Source organism: Faecalitalea cylindroides ATCC 27803, from assembly GCF_000469305.1.
Classification (GTDB): domain Bacteria; phylum Bacillota_I; class Bacilli_A; order Erysipelotrichales; family Erysipelotrichaceae; genus Faecalitalea; species Faecalitalea cylindroides.
Genome location: NZ_KI271030.1, coordinates 43,119 through 62,190 on the forward strand (window position 1 = coordinate 43,119; position 19,072 = coordinate 62,190).

Consider the following 19,072-nt stretch of genomic DNA (forward strand, 5'->3'; position numbering starts at 1 on the left):
CTCATCTCTATTGTAGAATTATTGAAGAAGAAACTCAACCGAAAAATGTAAGCGTTGTCATCGATTGTGGATCGTATTGTATTTTACATAAAATTGCACCAACTGTTTTAAGATCGAATATCTTTCATTATCCAATTCATAACTGGAAAGTTGAAGTGGACAATCATTGAAGATCAAATAGTCAGTTGATACCTTAGATAATTTAGATAAAGAGATGATTCGATTCACCAAATCAACCTCACTGCTTCTTTCATACGATTGAACCGATGTTCGTGATATATTTAATTTATAACTTAATTCCTCTTGAGAAATTCCTAAAAGACGTACACGTATATAATAGACTTTAGAGCCAAAGTCTCGTACTGTAGATCTATTTGTCTTCATATTGATCTTTCGATGATGACGGTTTAATTTCTTTAAATTTGTAATAAATAAAGAAAAAATCTCTTCGATTTGATCTTCTGTTAAACCTGATAAATCAATAGGAGGCTTCGTACAGCCTAATAATAGCTGATCACTAGTTGCATCTAGATACTTCGTTAAACGTCGAACATCTTTTAAAGAAATCATCGTATTATTCTCTTCCCAATCTTTGATGACATTAACATCTACACCCATGCGATTTGCCAAATCGTTTTGTGTCATCATTTTCTTTTCTCTTGCTTCTTTTATACCATTATTAATAACCATAACTAACTTTGCTTTCTATTTTAAATACTATTATATATTTATTTTTAGCTATGTAATTATCATAATCGTTTGATATCTGCATCTAGGTTTGCACATATTTCATAATTTGAAAATGCAGATTCTTACAAAAATTCTCTCCTATTTTTATACCAATATCGTAAACTTTCCTGAATTCTCATAATCGCTTTTCGATGATATATCCAATTAAGATACCTACACCATACAAGATAATATCACCAATATCAAAAACACCCCTTCTTGATATAGCCTGGATCAGTTCAATCAAAAATCCAATGGAAACACAGGAGAATAATACTTTTAAATCTTTTTTAAAATAATAATGGTTCATGATTGGCATTGGAATAAAGATCAAAATATTAAATAGAGCTATGATCCATTCATCATAGGAACCATATCGAATACTATTGACCAATTGAAAAGGGTCTAGTTCATATAAAGAATATCCCATATCCGGTCTTGCGAACAAAATATAAATCAGTGTTATATAGTAAATTCCCGTTAGAATATGCCAATCCCATTTCTTCCATTTTTTATAAGTAACCAAAAACTCATAAATAACGATCGCAATCATGATATACATGATAATCTGTCCATAAGAAGAAGGCATATAAACATATTGTAAAAGAACAGGCATGACATACAGCTGTATTGGAACAGCTGCTAGACATGCAATCAAAAGACGATATATTTTTCCAAGCATACAATTCCCCCTTTATTGCACTTAAGGAAAGTTTATGATCGTTTAAACAAGCATACAGTTTCTATATGTTGTGTCTGCGAAAATAAATCAAAAGGCTGTACCTGCACCAAATGATATCGTTTATTTAAAGCATCTATATTTTTAGCCAAGGTACTTGGATTACATGAAACATAGATGATATTTTTTATGTTAGATGACAAGATCGTATCGATCATAACTCGATCCAATCCAGTTCTTGGCGGATCAACGATCAGAGTATCAATTTCATGATCTTTTGATATATTTCTTAATACTTGCCCTGCATCTCCACAAATAAAAGATGCGTTTTTAATATGGTTGATCTTCGCGTTTTCTTTAGCATTCTTTACGGCATCATCAATATATTCGATACCTATAACCTGTTTAACTTTTTTAGCACAGAATAAAGACATTGCCCCAATTCCACAATAAGCCTCGACCAAAAGATTACATGAATCCACTAAACTACTTACATATTTATACATCTCAACAGCCTGTGTGGTATTCAACTGAAAAAAAGATCGTGGCAATAAAGAAAGCTGTAAATCTTCAATGTTAAGAGTAATATTCATCTCTAAAGCCAGATGTTTCATCTCACTTCCAAAAACATCAACAGAACGATCTGTTTTTATACTCTGCCACAAAGAAACAATTCCTTCTATATTACAGATTTGATCAATAAGTTTTTGTGGAAAATCCATTGGCCCACTTACTAAGATAACCTGTATTTTTTCATTAAATTCCTTAATGACAAAGCTTTTAAACAAAGTCTTATCCAAAGCTGATCCATAGTTATTGATTACTTCTAAGATTTGTTTTCGAACGTGTTCAATATATTTTGAATGAATCAAACAATGATCAATCGCCACAAAATCATTCGAGTTCTTTTTATACATTCCACTCACTAATTTGCCTTGAATGACTCTTAAAGGTAGCTTACAGCTATTTCGATACCCTAAATTATTGATATTCTTTCGTATTGGTTCGATAGGCCCATCATATTGGGCATATTTTTTTAAAGATTCTTTCAAAATTTGTTCTTTCATCTTGCACTGTCCTTTATATTTAACATGCATCAAAGAACAACCTGAACATCTATCTGCATATTGGCAGACCGGGTATCTGCGAAGACTGGATTCTTGTTCAACTTTTTCAAGCTCGCCTATACAGTAGGCTTTATGTTCCTGAACGATGTGATAAGAAACTCTTTCCGTAGGAATCGCCCCTACAATAAAGACTGGTTTTTTATTTCTAAAAACAATTCCCTCTCCATTGATTCCCCATTTTTTTATTACCGATTTCATATTTTTCTCCATATACTAACGACAAATTCAAATGTCGTATCTAACGATTTACAAGCTTTTACTTTATCTAAAGAAGAAGATGGTGAATTATATCGATATGGTGTCATTTCCAACAAAGACCATACATCTTCTACCACAGCTTTATTTGAAATTAAATCCTGTGAGACACATTCAAAATGATCCATATGTTTATCTGGCCAGTCATTTTTGTATGGGCGATCATACATCAGTTCTTTTAACTCAATACAATGATCAGGCCCTGGACCAACCACGATCCAAATACCATTTTCTCTTAACACACGATAAACTTCTTCATGTGGTAATGGTGTAAAAATAGAAGTGATACAATCAGCTGAGTGATCCGAAAATGGCATATCAAAGATACCAGCAACAAAATACTGACTTTGTTTATCATGTGCCGCCGCATATCGAATAGCTTCTTTACTAAGATCAATACCATATACTGTATCCACGACTTGTTTAAACTCTTTTGTATAATAACCTTGTCCACATCCACCATCAATCAAAGTGTGTATATTGTGATCAACTAATTTATCCTTTACAAACTGACGCATAAAATCATAATGATCTTCTTCCAAAAACTTAGATCGAGCCAACACCATAAGACGGTTATCTCCTTGATTTTTCTTTTGTTTCAAAGAGAGATTAACATAGCCTTGTCTAGCAATATCAAAAGAATGTCCTTCAGGACATCTATAACAATGATCTTCTTTTTTTAGCTCTTTTTTACACTTAGGACAAATCAGCATACGTAAAGTATAAAAAAAATACGTTTTATTTACAAGGAAGAAAAGAAAAAAGACCACTTGTGTCTATAGATTTTCAATGGGTCTTCTTTCTGGTTTTAAATTGTGACTCTTTTTCGAACGTTTTTCTAATTCTGTTTCAACTTCTTCTAAGGTGATCCCTTTTTCGACCATCAAAACGATCAAATGATATAAAAGATCTCCAATCTCATTGATAAGATCTTCTTTAGACTGCATCAAAGAAGCAATAATAACTTCGGTGTTTTCTTCACCCAGTTTTTTTAGTATCTTATCTAGTCCTTTATCAAACAGGTATGAAGTATAACTACCTTGTTCAGGATTTTCTTTACGATCTTGAATCGTAGCATATAAAGATTTTAACTCACTCATAAAATTTCATCTCCTTCAATATTTCGATAAAAACAACTGTATTTACCTGTATGACAAGCTGCACCATCTTGTTCTACTTTCAACAACAAGGTATCATTATCGCAATCTACTAAAATATCTTGAATGTGTTGATAGTGACCACTTGTTTCGCCTTTGATCCAAAGAGATTTTCTAGAGCGACTGTAATAGGTCGCAAGTTTTGTTTCTATACTTAAACGCAAGCTTTCTTCATTCATGTACGCCAGCATAAGTACTTGATTGGTATGAACATCCTGTACGATTACAGGCACCAATCCATTGTTCTTTTTAAAATCGATCTGTATCATATTCGTACCGGGATCCCTTCTTCTTTTAAATATGTCTTAATTTGGGAAATCGTTAATTCATTATAGTGAAATAAGCTGGCTGCTAAAGCTGCATCGGCAGCTTCTTCTTTAAATACATCTTTAAAATGCTCTAAAGATCCACATCCTCCACTGGCAATAACAGGAACTAAAACCTCTTTAGAAACTGCTTTACAAAGTTCAATATCAAAGCCTTTCTTGGTACCATCTGCATCCATGCTTGTCAACAAGATTTCTCCGGCACCTAAATCAGTTGCCTGTTTTACCCAGTCAATCAAGTCCAAGCCTGTATCAATTCGTCCACCATGAATAAAGACATTCCACCCACTTTGATCTTCTCTCTTCTTGGCATCTACTGCCAAAACGATACATTGACTGCCAAAAAGTCGTGCTCCTTCTTTGATTAAATTTGAATCCTTGATTGCGGCACTGTTCACACTTACTTTATCTGCACCAGAATGTAACATTTTTTGAATATCTTCAAGGGTTCGTATCCCTCCACCTACTGTAAAAGGTATAAAGATTTCCTTGGCTACTTGTTTTACCACATCCACCATCGTATCTCTTGCCTCATGTGTGGCGGTAATATCAAGAAATACCAATTCATCAGCTCCCTGTTCATAATATTGTTTAGCAAGTTGGACTGGATCTCCAACTTCTTTTAATCCAACAAAATTAATTCCTTTAACGACCTTTCCATCTTTGACATCTAAACAAGGAATAATTCTTTTTGTATGCATATCATCCCTCCTTGCAGATCTTCCAGGCTTCATTTAAATCTAAGGTCTTTGCATAGATTGCCTTGCCCGTAATTGCTCCATATAAACACATTGAATTTAAACGCTTGATATGTTCAATATTCTTGATACCTCCACTGGCAATAATATCTATCTTGACTGTTTCCTTTAATTTTTTCAGCATTTCATAATTTGGACCTGCCAATGTACCATCTTTTGATATATCAGTAACAATAATGGTCTTAACATTTAATTTTTCCATTTCTTTGGCAAAATCAAGATAATATACATCACTGGACTCCAGCCATCCCTGTGCTTGTACATATCCATCTTTACAATCTATACCCACTACGATACGATCGGCATAACGGTTTAAAGCCTGTTCTAAAAACATCCTATCTTTTAAAGCGGAGGTTCCAAGGATCACACGAGCAATTCCTTGTTCCAGATAAAAAGCTATATCTTCCATCGTGCGAATGCCTCCACCTACTTCAATGGGAATATCTATTTTCTTAGCGCATTCGACAATGATCTTCGCATTCTCCCTGGTTCCGGATTTGGCTCCATTTAAATCAACCATATGTAGATAAGGCGCTTGCATATTCGCAAAATATAAAGCCATCTCTTCAACACTGGAAGCTACCACATCTTTTTGTTCATACTTACCTTGATATAAACGTACACCTACACCATCTAAAATATCAATTGCCGGTATCACTATCATACAAATTCCTCCACAAAATATTTTAGGATTTTTAACCCATCTTCAGCACTTTTTTCTGGATGAAATTGACATCCCATAACATGACCATGCATGATCACACCACAAATTTTCATATTTCCATATTCTGAATATGCGACCAGATCTTCCTTGTCATAATCACTTGCATAATAAGAATGCACATAATAGACAAAAGGTGCTTTTGAAAATTTATCTTTTAAAGGCATATCCTTTACAAACTGAAGATTATTCCAGCCAATATGTGGAATTCTTACATTGGTATCCTCCATTCTGATCACATTTCCTTTGATAAACCCAAATCCTTTGATATGTCCATTTTCTTCACTTGATTCAAACAAAGCCTGCATTCCTAAACATATTCCTAATAAAGGCTTTTTTTGATGTAAAACGAAATCTATTATTGTTTCTTTTAAACCACTTTTTTCTAGATTCAACATACAATCCTGCATGGCACCTACACCGGGCAATATAAGTTTATCTGCTTTTTGCAGATCTTCTTTTTTAGATGTGATCATTGAATCTACTCCTAGAGCATCCAAGGCATTTTTTACGTTATACAAGTTTCCCATTCCATAATCTATGATGGCAATCATCCTTCAAGCACTCCTTTAGAACTAAATATCTTATCACCATCCACGATAACCGCTTGTTTTAAAGCCTGTCCAAGAGCTTTAAATATAGCTTCGATCTTATGATGATCATTGGTTCCATAATAAACATTAACATGTAACGTAATTCCCGCATTAAACGCAAACGCTCTTAAAAATTCTTCAACCATTTCACAGGAGAAACTCCCCACTCTTTCTCGTTTAAGTTCGCAATGATAAACAAGATAACTGCGAGAACTTAAATCCAATGTCACATTGCACAATGTTTCATCCATTGGAATCGTAAAAGAACCATAACGACGAATTCCTTTTTTATCCTGTAAAGCCTCCTTAAAAGCCTTACCTAAAACGATCCCACAATCTTCAATCGTATGATGATCACAAACCTCTAGATCCCCTTGAGCAACTAAATCAATATCAAAGTTTGAATGAAAAGCCAACAAAGACAACATATGATCAAAAAAGCCGATTCCTGTATCTATGTGAGATTCACCACTTCCATCTAGATTTAATGTTAAATTGATCTTTGTTTCATTTGTATTCCTTTCCAAATGCGCCTTTCGCATTGTCTTACACCTCCTTTTCATATTGATCAAAAATATTTTTGATCAGCTTGTATTCCTGATCATTTCCAATGGTCAAACGAAAATAATCTTTTCCTTCATATTTTCGTACGATCACATTGTTCTTATCAAAGTATGCATACATTTTTTTTAGATCTTTACACTTTACTTTGACAAAGTTAGCCTGACTATCATAAATATGAATGGATTTATAATTTGAATGAATTAATTCATCTCGTTTCTTTTTTATAGACTCGATCCTGTTTCTAAATTCTTCAACATGTTTCAAGGTAAGCATCGCAATCATTTGAGAAACACAATTGAGCACATATGGAACATTTGCTTTATGGATCTGTTTAATATTTTTTTCATTAGAAACTAGAAATCCTACACGGGCTCCAGCCAACGCATAAGCTTTTGACAAGGTCCTGGTAATATACAGGTTATCGAACTGATCAATCAGCTCAGTTGCACTTTCTTTGGCAAATTCAGCATACGCTTCATCAATGACAACAGGGATAGTATTCAATTGTTTCAACATAACTTTTATTTCTTCATTTGTTAACAGAAATCCTGTAGGATTGTTTGGGTTGCTGAAAAGAATCATATCCACCTTATTATCTATTGCATAGCGAATAAAGTTTTCTACATCAAAACTACCATCATCTCTAGTTGGGTATTTAAGTAAATTGGCATCATAAGTACCACAATAATAATCGTACATGCTAAAATCTGGATCCAAGGTCAATAACGTTTTTCCCTCTTTTAGAAAATATCCAATCAACAATCCAAGAATTTGATCCGAACCATTTCCTGCCAGAACATTTTCAATTTGAACGTTTAATAAAGCGCTATAAGCCTCTCTTAGTCGTATACAGTCATTATCAGGATATCGATTGAAGTCTAAATTTACGATTTTCTCCTGGATTTCTTTTAAAATAGATGAAGATAAATTATCTGACATCTCATTGGCATTTAGTAAGATACCTTGTTGTGTATGCGTTTTATATTCCTTGACATCTTTCATGATTTATTCATCCTTACTTTGATCGCATTGGCATGTGCCTGTAAGCCTTCCTGTACAGCCATGGTCTCAATTTGATGTCCATAGGCTTGCACTGCCTGTTTTGAATAATGTAGAAAGCTTGATTTTTTAATAAAACTATCGACTCCTAAAGCACTTGAGAATCGAGCTGTTCCATTTGTAGGTAAGACATGATTGGTTCCGCCAAAATAATCCCCTATGCTCTCACAAGTATAATACCCTAAGAAAATCGATCCAGCATTTTTGATTTGCGATAGATAGTTCATTGGTTCATTAACCATTAATTCTAAATGTTCAGGTGCAATCATATTCGCAATCTCAATGCATTCTTCTATTGATTCACAAAGGATGGATTTTCCATAATTCTCAAGACTTTTTTGAGTAATATCCATTTTAGGAAGACCTACGATCTGATTTTCAAGTTCGCAATTTACCTTTGATATAAGATTTTCATCATTGCTTAAAAGAATTGAGCTGGCCATTGGATCGTGTTCTGCCTGGCTTAATAAATCCGCTGCAACATACTTTGGATCAGCATTTTTATCCGCAATGACCAAGATTTCACTTGGACCAGCAATCATATCAATATCGACTTTTCCAAAAACCAATTTTTTGGCAGCAGCTACATAGATATTCCCTGGTCCTACGATCTTATCAACGTTTGGAATTTCATTTGTGCCATAAGCTAAAGCAGCTATCGCCTGTGCTCCTCCTACCTTATATATTTCATGAACCCCGGCCAATTTTGCGGCATAGGCAATATTGGGATGTATCTGTCCACTTGGATCCGGTGGAGTCACCATTACAATTCTTTGAACACCAGCTACCTTAGCTGGAATTACATTCATCAATACAGAACTTGGGTATTGTGCTCTTCCTCCAGGAACATAAATTCCTACACTTTCGATCGGACGTATACACTGCCCCAGATAAATCCCATATTCTTTATGAAGTATATAATCATTTTGTTTCTGTGCCTTATGGAAAAATGTAATATTTTCTTTTGCCTGCTTCATGGCATCCATAAATGCAGGATCACATTGTTTTATCGCTTCATCAATTTCTTCTTCTGTAACTTTAAATGTATCTACCTTTATTTTATCAAATTGATACGTGTATTTTTTTAAAGCTTCATCTTTTTTCATTCTTACTTCATTTATGATTTCAGACACTTTGATCAAAATATCACTTTCAATTTCCTGACTTCGACTCTGCAGATAAGACTGCAGCTGCTCCTTATTATTTTTATCGATCCTTTTTAACATTTTGATTCACCATCCTTTGTAGATCTTGTAGTACATTCATGATTTCTTCACGTTTTAATTTATATGCTGCTTTATTTACGATTACTCGAGCACTAATTTCATGAACTGTATCCAACACAACCAAACCATTCTCTTTTAATGTCGTACCTGTTTCCATGATATCAACAATGCCATCGCACAAGCCAAGAATAGGTGCCAGTTCCACAGAGCCATCAATCTTTATGATCTCAACATCCATATTTCTTTTTAAAAAGTAATCTTTTGCCACACTTGGATATTTTGTCCCAATTTTTATATGCCCTACTTTATGAAATAAATCATTTTCAGGAAGACTGGCAACGATAAACTTACATTTACCACATTCTAGATCCAACATCTCATAATAATCTTGAGGATTCTCTAAGATCGTATCTTTTCCAACAATACCTAGATCAGCGACACCATGAACAACATATGTGATGCAGTCATTCGATTTTACTAAAAAATAACGAACATCTTTTTTTGTATCTTGAAATACAAGGGCTCTCCCCTTATCTTTTAATGATTCAATTCCATATCCACATTGTTCTAACAATGCAACTGTATTTTTCTCAAGACGACCTTTCGTCAACGCTATCGATAATGACATCCGTCTCTTCCTCCTTGATCCAAATATTTTCTTTCTGCCATGGTATTAATTCCACATTTTTTTCTTTTCGCAAGTTGGCAGCCATCAATAATGCCTCTACTTCTTTGTCTTGTGGATAGAATAATTTACAAGATTTTTTACTTGAATGTTTGATGATATCAAGCAGGTAATCAATCTTTATACTAAAGCCGCAAGCTGGAACATCCATTCCAAACTTACTAAGCAATTTATCATATCGTCCACCACTTAAAACACTGACACCTACTCCTTCAACAAACCCTTCAAAGATAAGACCGGTATAATAATCTAGATGGGCAATTTTTCCTAGATCAAATCGTAGATGTTGGTGATAGTCTAGTTTACTTAGTAAAGTATATATATCTTCTAATTCTTCGATTTTTTCTTTTAAGCTTTCATCAAAACAAAGTTTCTTAGCTTTTGATAATATGGAGACATCCCCATTCAACAATGGAAGTTCCATCATAAATTGTTTTTGATTCGGCTCTAAATTTAGAGTATCTAAGAAGAGCTTTAGATCGACCATTGATTTTCGATCGATCAAATCAGCTAGTTTTTCGATGGTTTCATCTTCCATATTTAATAATTTGCATGCCTTTTTAAAAAGGCCACTATCGCCACATTCAATAGCATATGTCTTAACATTTAAAGCCTTCATGGCATCAAAAGCACACATCAAGACTTCTACATCGCTTTTTTTATCCAGCCCGATCAACTCAACACCACAATCTGTAACTTCATTTCGTTTTCCCGCAAAAGATTCTCTGACTTTAAAAACATTGCAGGAATAATAAAATCGAAGAGGGAGTTGGTAGTCTTTAAACTTTGTTGCACAAACACGGGCAATTGGTACTGTCATATCCATTCTAAGACTTAAGATATTTCCATCTTGATCAAAGAATTTGTACATGCTGTTGGAATTTAGATTGCTAAAAGCGTTTTGATACGTTGAAAAAAATTCAATCGAAGGAGTGTAGATTTTTGAATATCCATAGCTTTCAAAAACTTTTTCAAAACAAACTTGAAGTTCTTTTTTTGTCTTTGCTTCAGATAGGATATTGTCTCGCATTCCCGATGGTAAATAGATCTTTTTCATGTATTTGACCTCCATTTATACAAAAAAACTTTCATCCTAAGGACGAAAGTTTAACTTACGTGGTTCCACCTTTTTTCACAAATACCTCACGGTATCTGCCTCATCAAGTACTAACATACTCTTGTCTTTTAACGGTGACGACCGATATGGATTACTCAATTCACCCATACAGCTCCAAGATGTGTTCAGATAGTCTTCTTTATTCTTTTTCACCAGCCAAGAACTCTCTTTAAAAAAATAACTATCTTACTATTTCTCTTCCCAGCCTATATGGATAATATAATGAAAATGTATGAAAATGTCAATGTAAATATGAAAAATATTTTCATAATACAAAAAAAAAGATGATCTATTGACCATCTATTTGCTTCTTCTACGTAATTTCTGTGTTTGCGAAGTTTGTTCCAAAGTATTCCAATCTGTATCCAATTCTTCTTCTGTTTCATCTGTTTCAAAAGAATGCTGGGCATAAAAAGCAGCACGTCTTTCTTTAGTACGAAGTTTTGCCTGTAACATTCTTGCGGTTTTCTTTGAATTTCTAAGCATTCTTCCATACATACAGAAGACAATGAAGGCAATCAGGAATACAACACCACACAAGGCAAATCCCCATAGATATCCTCTAAACACCCACTGCAGATAAGCAGCAACTGCACACATTGCCATACACATAAAGATCAAGAACATCGTAGAACGACATGAATTTGAATATTTGCGATAGAATCGATATTTTTCCTCTTCATTATCAATTTCTTTGCGATACTCCCCTTTACGCTCTGTATTTCTAAAGATAAACCATCCAGCTTCACGTTTTTTCTTAGCTGGTGAACGACTTACTAGTTTCCATCCATCCTGTTCCCATTCACGCCACTGGTCAGCATCAGGTTCTTCGGCAAAATAATTGATCGAATAATAATAGTCTGCCGGTTCCCCTTGGATAAAATAGAATTTCTTTCCTACATGACGAACAAAATGGTACCCTTCTTTGGATTTTTGTTCCAAATACGCTTCTTGTTTTTGATATTGAGATAAAAGGAATTTTTTCTTTTCCATGAAAAGTTCATCTTCCTCTTCATTAAAGACTGCCTCTGTTTCGTCGGAATCATTGATTTCTTCCTCTTCTACTTCGTCTTCTTCATCATATTCTTCAAGTTCTTCATCGATGTCTTCAGTTTCTTCAAATTCTTCTACTTCTTCGACATCTTCTTCAATAGTTTCTGGTGTTTCGACTACTTCTGAAGTGATAACTTCTTCAACCACTTCTTTATCTTCAATAACTGGTTTGGCTGTTTCTTCTGGTATATTTTCTTTTTCAAGAGGTTGTTCTTGAACAGGTTCTGGTTGGTTTTCTACAACTTCTTCTGGTTCTGATGGCGAATCGCCTTCTATATCTTTTAATTCTTGCGAGAATCGTATATCTTCAATAATTGGCTGAGTATTATCGAACTCATTCGTTTTGATTTTTACTTGGCTTGCATGGCGATTTGCTCGTTTGCCAAAAGTAAACTTTTTCTTCTCTGGCTTTTTTTGTTCATCATCTATTTCAAAAATATTTGTAACATCAAATGTTTTTAATTCTGGCTCTTCAAAGTCAAGAGAAGATATCGTATCGTTTTCCTGCAATTCTTTTAGTTTTTCCAATGTTGTTTTATCTTTTGTTTCATTTGGCATGACACTTCCCCCTAATATATTTATATTATAGTTTTTCTACAGTTTAGTCAAATTCTAAACTGAAATTCCCTTGCGTAAAAACATCTATTTCCTGATTGTTTCTTGTAATAGCCTTGATTTGTAAATCTTTCGTTCCAACCATGAAATCAACATGAATCAAAGATTGATTGGCTCCTCTTTCCTTTAATTCTTCATCTGTTTGATTCAATCCTTCTTTAATACATTCAGGATATGATTGGCCCAAGGCAAAATGACAGGATGCATTTTCATCGATCAAAGTCTCATAAAACAATGTATCTAAACTCTTAATTGGAGATGAATATGGAACTAACGCAATTTCCCCTAGATAGCGTGCTCCCTCATCTGCATTCAAAAGATTTTCTAATACATCTTTTCCCATTTTGGCATCGAAATCTATAACCTTTCCATCTTTAAACTCAAACCAGAAATCTTCAATACGATTTCCATTATACACTAAAGGCATGGAAGCAACTAAACGCCCATTCACTTGTAAGCGATGCGGCATACTAAAGACTTCTTCCGTCGGTATATTTGGAAAATAATATGTTCCATCGTTTAAATACGATCCTCCTCCACAAAACATATAATCTTCTGGCATACCAACTTTTAAATTGGTTCCTAGCAAATTCGTGTAAACGAAATGATCAATATCCATTTCATTTAAGAGACGAACATTTTTCTCAAAAGAAGCACGATGTCGATTCCAGTTTTCGACTGGATCCTTTTCATCAATACGACATACTTTAAAAATCGCATCCCATAGCTTTTCAATAGCAACTTCATCATCAAGATCAGGATAAATCTTTTTTGCCCAATTTAAGGATGGTACAGCCCCAATACACCATTGACACTCCATATAATCTAAACGATTGCGATATGGTTTCGTTTTAGCTCGAAAGGCTTTTTGATAATCCATCATGCGAGAAGGATCTACATCTTTCATTAAATCCGGATCATCTCCAACCAAAGTAAGATAACAAGCTTTTTCTTTTGAAGTTTGATTATAAAACTCTGCATCATAATCTGGTACGTCCTTAAAAACCTCTGGGTCTGAATAAAGATATCGTTTATGTGTAATGATCTCATCTTGATATTTAACAATTACATCTTTAGCATGCGCTTTATAACATTCATCTACAATATGATGAACCAATCCGGATCCCTCAAGCGGACTTTTAATAACAACAATTTGATTATTTTGAACATTGAGACCACTTACCACTAGCAGTCTGGCATATTTCTTTAAGTATTCTTGATTCATTTTTTCAACTCCCTATCCATAAGTTTACATCAAAAAATGATATTTCTACCATTTAATTTTTATGATTTTGACAAAATGATAAATATTAAAAAACATGGTAAGAACCAAAGATTTCAATTAATCCATGTAATATCCTTAATAAAAAAGGGAGCATCCTATTTTTGCTCCCGAATATCTTTTCTAATCGCATCCCAGTCAATTTTACAACTCGAAGTTCCACAAGTTGTACAATCACCGGTACATTTTTTGGGGTTTTTGCGTTGCGTGTACATTGATCTTAGGACAAGTCCAACAATCAAGACCAAAACAATTAGTACTATAACATCGCCCATCTATGATTCCCCCTTTTTTTATATTATTTTGCAGTCTGCATTCCTTTTAGATCCAAAGCTTCTGATTTAGGTTTATAACCTGGTCTAAATAAAAGATATATGACTCCTATCAATAATGCAAGCGCAACGATCGTCCAGAAGTTAAAAGCAACTTCTCCAATAGCTAAACCAACCAATTGGTATACAATCAAAGCTGATACATATGCAAATAGACACATGTAGCCAATCGCAGCCATTGTCCACTTCGTATTATTCATCTCGCGACGAATAGCACCCATTGCCGCAAAACATGGTGCACATAACAAGTTAAAAATCATAAAACTGTAAGCAGCAATTGGAGTAAAATCTTGAGCAATCAAAGTCCAAATCTCATTACCTTCTTCACTGACTTCACTAAAGTTATATAGTACACCAAATGTATTGACCACTTCTTCTTTAGCAATGAGTCCAGTAAAGGTAGCAACAGTTGCCTTCCAAGCCATATCTCCGACCCAGCCAATTGGAGCAAAAATCCATGCAATCGCATTTCCAATATTAGCAAGTAAAGAAGTATTATTATCTTCCACCATTCCAAACTGGCCATCAGTAAAGCCAAAACCTTGTAAGAACCAAAGAATAATAGAACTTAAAAGGATAACTGTACCTGCTCGTTTAATAAAGCTCCATCCTCTTTCCCAGGTTGCACGCAATACATTCCCTGCACTTGGTAAATGATAAGCTGGCAATTCCATAACAAATGGAGCAGGTTCTCCAGCAAAAGCTTTAAATTTCTTTAAAATGATACCACTTATGATCACAGCTGCAATTCCAATCACAAAAGCACTCGTTGCGACTAAAGAACTACCTCCAAAAACAGCACCGGCAAATAAACCTATGATTGGCATCTTTGCCCCACAAGGAATAAAGCCTGTTGTCATGATCGTCATCTTGCGATCACGGTCTTGTTCAATCGTACGACTTGCCATTATTCCTGGAACACCACACCCAGTAGCAACTAACATTGGAATAAAGCTCTTTCCACTCAAGCCAAATCGACGGAAGATACGGTCCATGATAAACGCCACACGAGACATGTATCCAATATCTTCCATGATAGATAACAATAAGAACAGAACTAAAATCTGAGGCACAAATCCTAGAACGGCTCCAACACCTCCAATAATTCCATCCATGATCAAGCCATATAAAACATCATTTACTTGTAATGATGTTAAAATTCCTCCAAAGAAGTTTGGCACGATTTCTCCAAAAAGAACATCATTTGCCCAATCCGTACCCATTGTACCAATCGAGATAGAAGTACCTCCCATCGCAATGGTATATACAACATACATAACCAAGATGAAGATTGGTAAAGCTAAGATACGGTTTGTGACTATTTTATCGATCTTATCCGAAACAGATAATTCATGTTTAGAACCCTTTTTCTTCACAGAATGTTGGACAATTGTTCCAATGTAATCATATCTTTGTGAAGTAATGATACTTTCTGCATCATCATCCAATGTCTCTTCTACCTTTTTGATTATTGGTTCAATCTTAGCTTTCTTTTCATCTGTTAATTTTAAGAATTCATCAATTCTTTCATCTCTTTCAAATACTTTAACCGAATACCAGCGCACCATTGAGTCATCAATTTGCATTTGAAGTTCCGATTCAATCTTCGATAAAGCCGACATGACAGTTTTGTCATAGATCTCAGGTATTGGTGCAACTTGATGTTTTTTAGCCACTTCTATCGCTTTGGCAGCCACTTCTTTTGTTCCTTTTCCTTTTAAAGCAGAAACAGCCATTACAGGACAACCCAATTCTTGAGATAAGCGATTTAAATCTATCTTGTCTCCATTTCTTTCGACCAAGTCGATCATATTGACCGCAACAACAACAGGAATTCCTAGTTCTAATAATTGAGTTGTCAAATACAAGTTACGTTCAATATTTGTTCCATCTATAATATTTAAAATAGCATCTGGTTTTTCATTAACTAAATAGTTTCGCGAAACAACTTCCTCTAAAGAATATGGTGATAACGAGTAAATTCCAGGTAAATCCTGAATCGTGACATCATTCGTACCTTTTAATGGTCCTTCTTTTTTCTCTACAGTCACCCCTGGCCAGTTCCCGACACGTTGTCTTGAACCAGTTAAATTATTAAATAAAGTCGTTTTACCACTATTCGGGTTACCGGCTAATGCAATTTTGATTTCCATACAACTTCCCTTTCCTATTCTACTTCAATCATCTGTGCATCTTGTTTGCGCACAGATAATTCATATCCACGAATATTTAACTCAATAGGATCTCCTAAAGGAGCCACTTTACGGATGTGTATTTCTACTCCTTTGGTAATTCCCATATCCATGATGCGACGTTTGGTCGCACCAGCACCAGTGATTTTTTTAACCACGACCGTTTCCGAAGGCTTACAGTCCTTTAACAACTTCATACTCTTCATCCTCTCTTTGTTAAACCATGATTCGATTCGCTAACGATTTATCGAGGGCTATTCGAACACCTTTAATTTCGACGATCAGGTTTCCTTGAATACTTTGAATTACAGAAACTGTTTCATTTTCAACAAAGCCAAGATTTTTCAAATGCATCCTAACTTTATCCTGACCTGTAATTCGTTGAATCACATATCCATGATTCGTATCGGCAAATGTTAATGGCATCATAGTTACCTCCTGTTAGCCTTATCTAACACTAGTTAGTTTACTCTAACAAGTAAGATGTGTCAACATAAAGTTTGTTAAATCTAACTTACAAAACAAAAAAAGAGATGGATTTCTCCATCTCAATTGAACAACAATTAAGCGTTTAAAGCAGCTTTTGCTTCATCACATAATTTAGTGAAGCTTTCAGCATCATGGATAGCCATTTCACTTAACATTTTACGGTTGATAGAAATGTTAGCTAATTTAAGTCCATGCATTAAACGTGAATAAGATAAATCGTTCATACGTGCAGCTGCATTGATACGAGCGATCCAGATCTTACGCATATTTCCTTTTAATTTACGACGATCATTGTATGCATATTTGAAAGAATGCATTACCTGCTCATTTGCAGTTTTATATAATGTGTGTTTTGAACCAAAATATCCTTTGGCTAATTTCAATACGCGTTTTCTACGAGCGCGTGAAACAGTTCCACCTTTTACTCTTGCCATTGTTTAATCCTCCCTTATTTCACTAACATATCCTTGATACGTTTGTAGTCAGTAGCATGTACAGTTGCTGGTTTTGCTAAATGACGTCTTTGTTTTTTAGTTTTTCCGTGGAAACGGTGAGATGTATAAGCATGAGATCTCTTTAATTTTCCACTTCCTGTTTTTTTAACACGTTTTGCTAATCCTCTGTGGCTCTTCATTTTAGGCATATTCTTATCCTCCTTTGTTATTTCTTCTTTGGTGCCAACACTGTTGACATCGTATTTCCTTCCAGCTGAGGCTTTTTCTCAACTACTGCAATTTCGCTCATAGCTTCCAAAAAGTCATTCATGATCTTCTTTCCAACCTCAACTCGAGTGATCAAACGACCTCGGAATCGCATATCAACTTTTACCTTCATTCCTGCCTCGATCCATTTTGTCGCATGACGTAATTTTGTTTCAAAATCATGCGTATCAATGATTGGTGATAAGCGTAAAGACTTAACTTCAACAACATGCTGTTTACGTTTAGCTTCCTTGGCTTTCTTCTGCTGTTCAAAGTGATAACGGCCATAATCTAAGACCTTACATACGGCTGGACGAGCTTTCGGTGCAACACATAACAAATCTAAATTTTGTTTGTATGCAATGTCCAATGCTTCTTTTTTTGACATAACGCCCAACTGAGTTCCATCTACATCAATGACTAACACTTCTTTAAATGGAATCTTCTCATTAAACAAATCATCATTGACATTGTTTGGGGCAACTTTTCTGTTATTGATATTCGACACCTACCTTTTTCTAAACAAAGAAAATGGGCACACAAAGGCACCCATTAATTTCACAAATTCATAATTGAATTGGCTGTGAACCCATGTCCTTTGGACATCAGGTGAGAAGGGGTGCTTCTATCTTTCCATTTCTTTCTCGAGTATTTTAGCATGTTTGGCTTTCGTTTGCAACCTTTTGTGCCCTTATTATACTATATTTCGGATATTTTTGATAAAAGAAAAAAGATAATACGATCATCATTTCTTTTGTGTCTTCTCAAACAATAATTGTTCTTTATTTTTAGGATGATCCACTTTTAAAAAAGACGCCCATTCTAATTCTTCATATTTAATTCTATAATCGCATTCAACTAACATTCTCTGATAGTATTTCAGTTTTTCTTCTAAATAAGGAATACAATCATCGATGCCATATTTAATGACAATCGAAGTCATCTCATACATCACAAGTCCAAACGCATGCGTTTCTACATGAACCGATCCACAAGCTTGTCCAATCGCATGTGCCAAAGCTTTGATATATGCATCATCTGTTTCTTTGGCAATCACATGAACGGATAACAAAGCTTTTTTTGCCTGCGGCATCTTAACATGACCTTGCATCCATTTTGTACATAAATCGAGTGCAATCTTAACTCGGTCATCATTTGTTAAAAGTTTATTTAATTCATTCGCCGGAACTTGCGCACATGTTAGAGCCCATAATGTCAAAGTCTTATGCGGATACTTTCGTATCTCTTCTAATAAAGATTGTAGACAGGTTGAGTTACGATCAAATAGAATTTGATTCTTCCGCTTTTGTTTACTTTTTACATCTTCTATATTCAACATATTAATACCTATAAAAAAAAGAACAGCGATTGCTGCTCCGATTTTCAAGTGGTGCGGGTGAAGGGACTCGAAC

The 19,072-nt window shown here is 34.7% G+C and carries 24 protein-coding genes and 1 other annotated feature; all 24 genes read right to left on the minus strand.

Features of this window, described 5'->3' with window-relative positions:
* Positions 1-57 precede the first annotated feature (57 nt).
* On the minus strand, positions 58-690 hold the full coding sequence (locus tag HMPREF0367_RS07650) for a helix-turn-helix domain-containing protein (RefSeq protein ID WP_035402965.1): 633 nt from the start codon (positions 688-690) through the stop codon (positions 58-60).
* A gap of 175 nt (positions 691-865) precedes the next feature.
* Positions 866-1,411 (minus strand): VanZ family protein, encoded by a 546-nt coding sequence (locus tag HMPREF0367_RS07655; protein WP_022356517.1) that lies wholly within the window; start codon positions 1,409-1,411, stop codon positions 866-868.
* 32 nt (positions 1,412-1,443) lie between these two features.
* Complete coding sequence (gene rlmD / locus HMPREF0367_RS07660) at positions 1,444-2,733, minus strand: 23S rRNA (uracil(1939)-C(5))-methyltransferase RlmD (protein ID WP_035402968.1); 1,290 nt, start codon at positions 2,731-2,733, stop codon at positions 1,444-1,446.
* The gene (locus HMPREF0367_RS07665) at positions 2,730-3,503 is read right to left on the minus strand and encodes a methyltransferase domain-containing protein (protein ID WP_035403003.1); all 774 of its coding nucleotides are present in this window, start codon (positions 3,501-3,503) and stop codon (positions 2,730-2,732) included. Before HMPREF0367_RS07665 ends, rlmD begins: the two co-directional genes overlap by 4 nt.
* Before the next feature lie 63 nt (positions 3,504-3,566).
* A complete protein-coding gene (gene hisE, locus HMPREF0367_RS07670; RefSeq protein WP_035402971.1) occupies positions 3,567-3,890 on the minus strand; it encodes a phosphoribosyl-ATP diphosphatase in 324 nt (107 codons plus the stop codon).
* Positions 3,887-4,216: a phosphoribosyl-AMP cyclohydrolase gene (hisI, locus tag HMPREF0367_RS07675; protein ID WP_022356513.1), complete on the minus strand. Its 330-nt coding sequence runs from the start codon at positions 4,214-4,216 to the stop codon at positions 3,887-3,889. The genes hisE and hisI overlap by 4 nt, the downstream gene beginning before the upstream one ends.
* On the minus strand, positions 4,213-4,974 hold the full coding sequence (gene hisF / locus HMPREF0367_RS07680) for an imidazole glycerol phosphate synthase subunit HisF (protein ID WP_035402973.1): 762 nt from the start codon (positions 4,972-4,974) through the stop codon (positions 4,213-4,215). The genes hisI and hisF overlap by 4 nt, the downstream gene beginning before the upstream one ends.
* A gap of 1 nt (position 4,975) precedes the next feature.
* Entirely contained in the window at positions 4,976-5,695 is a 720-nt protein-coding gene (gene hisA, locus HMPREF0367_RS07685; RefSeq protein ID WP_035402976.1) for a 1-(5-phosphoribosyl)-5-[(5-phosphoribosylamino)methylideneamino]imidazole-4-carboxamide isomerase, read from the minus strand.
* Positions 5,692-6,306, minus strand: a complete 615-nt coding sequence (gene hisH, locus HMPREF0367_RS07690) for an imidazole glycerol phosphate synthase subunit HisH (RefSeq protein ID WP_035402979.1) — start codon at positions 6,304-6,306, stop codon at positions 5,692-5,694. The genes hisA and hisH overlap by 4 nt, the downstream gene beginning before the upstream one ends.
* Entirely contained in the window at positions 6,303-6,887 is a 585-nt protein-coding gene (hisB, locus tag HMPREF0367_RS07695) for an imidazoleglycerol-phosphate dehydratase HisB (protein WP_022356509.1), read from the minus strand. Before hisB ends, hisH begins: the two co-directional genes overlap by 4 nt.
* Before the next feature lie 4 nt (positions 6,888-6,891).
* Complete coding sequence (locus HMPREF0367_RS07700; RefSeq protein WP_035402981.1) at positions 6,892-7,911, minus strand: pyridoxal phosphate-dependent aminotransferase; 1,020 nt, start codon at positions 7,909-7,911, stop codon at positions 6,892-6,894.
* Positions 7,908-9,194, minus strand: coding sequence for a histidinol dehydrogenase (gene hisD, locus HMPREF0367_RS07705; RefSeq protein ID WP_035402984.1), 1,287 nt, complete (start codon positions 9,192-9,194; stop codon positions 7,908-7,910). Before hisD ends, HMPREF0367_RS07700 begins: the two co-directional genes overlap by 4 nt.
* Positions 9,175-9,822: an ATP phosphoribosyltransferase gene (hisG, locus tag HMPREF0367_RS07710; protein WP_022356506.1), complete on the minus strand. Its 648-nt coding sequence runs from the start codon at positions 9,820-9,822 to the stop codon at positions 9,175-9,177. The genes hisD and hisG overlap by 20 nt, the downstream gene beginning before the upstream one ends.
* The gene (hisZ, locus tag HMPREF0367_RS07715; protein ID WP_051335222.1) at positions 9,785-10,936 is read right to left on the minus strand and encodes an ATP phosphoribosyltransferase regulatory subunit; all 1,152 of its coding nucleotides are present in this window, start codon (positions 10,934-10,936) and stop codon (positions 9,785-9,787) included. Before hisZ ends, hisG begins: the two co-directional genes overlap by 38 nt.
* A 35-nt stretch (positions 10,937-10,971) precedes the next feature.
* Positions 10,972-11,208: a binding site (T-box leader), on the minus strand.
* A gap of 88 nt (positions 11,209-11,296) precedes the next feature.
* A complete protein-coding gene (locus HMPREF0367_RS07720; RefSeq protein ID WP_022356504.1) occupies positions 11,297-12,607 on the minus strand; it encodes a DUF2812 domain-containing protein in 1,311 nt (436 codons plus the stop codon).
* A 43-nt stretch (positions 12,608-12,650) separates the two neighbouring features.
* Positions 12,651-13,889: an aminopeptidase gene (locus HMPREF0367_RS07725; RefSeq protein WP_035402987.1), complete on the minus strand. Its 1,239-nt coding sequence runs from the start codon at positions 13,887-13,889 to the stop codon at positions 12,651-12,653.
* A gap of 155 nt (positions 13,890-14,044) precedes the next feature.
* Entirely contained in the window at positions 14,045-14,221 is a 177-nt protein-coding gene (locus tag HMPREF0367_RS10880; protein WP_022356502.1) for a FeoB-associated Cys-rich membrane protein, read from the minus strand.
* Positions 14,222-14,244: 23 nt separating this feature from the next.
* Positions 14,245-16,431, minus strand: coding sequence for a ferrous iron transport protein B (gene feoB, locus HMPREF0367_RS07730; RefSeq protein WP_035402988.1), 2,187 nt, complete (start codon positions 16,429-16,431; stop codon positions 14,245-14,247).
* A 14-nt stretch (positions 16,432-16,445) separates the two neighbouring features.
* On the minus strand, positions 16,446-16,667 hold the full coding sequence (locus HMPREF0367_RS07735; RefSeq protein ID WP_035402990.1) for a FeoA family protein: 222 nt from the start codon (positions 16,665-16,667) through the stop codon (positions 16,446-16,448).
* Positions 16,668-16,686: 19 nt separating this feature from the next.
* Positions 16,687-16,899, minus strand: a complete 213-nt coding sequence (locus HMPREF0367_RS07740) for a FeoA family protein (protein ID WP_022356499.1) — start codon at positions 16,897-16,899, stop codon at positions 16,687-16,689.
* Positions 16,900-17,033: 134 nt separating this feature from the next.
* A complete protein-coding gene (rplT, locus tag HMPREF0367_RS07745) occupies positions 17,034-17,393 on the minus strand; it encodes a 50S ribosomal protein L20 (RefSeq protein WP_015536023.1) in 360 nt (119 codons plus the stop codon).
* A gap of 14 nt (positions 17,394-17,407) precedes the next feature.
* The gene (gene rpmI / locus HMPREF0367_RS07750) at positions 17,408-17,602 is read right to left on the minus strand and encodes a 50S ribosomal protein L35 (RefSeq protein ID WP_015536024.1); all 195 of its coding nucleotides are present in this window, start codon (positions 17,600-17,602) and stop codon (positions 17,408-17,410) included.
* A 17-nt stretch (positions 17,603-17,619) separates the two neighbouring features.
* The gene (infC, locus tag HMPREF0367_RS07755) at positions 17,620-18,168 is read right to left on the minus strand and encodes a translation initiation factor IF-3 (protein WP_022356498.1); all 549 of its coding nucleotides are present in this window, start codon (positions 18,166-18,168) and stop codon (positions 17,620-17,622) included.
* 237 nt (positions 18,169-18,405) lie between these two features.
* A partial coding sequence (locus HMPREF0367_RS07760; protein WP_211237385.1) for a putative immunity protein occupies positions 18,406-19,072 on the minus strand: 667 nt, incomplete at its 5' end.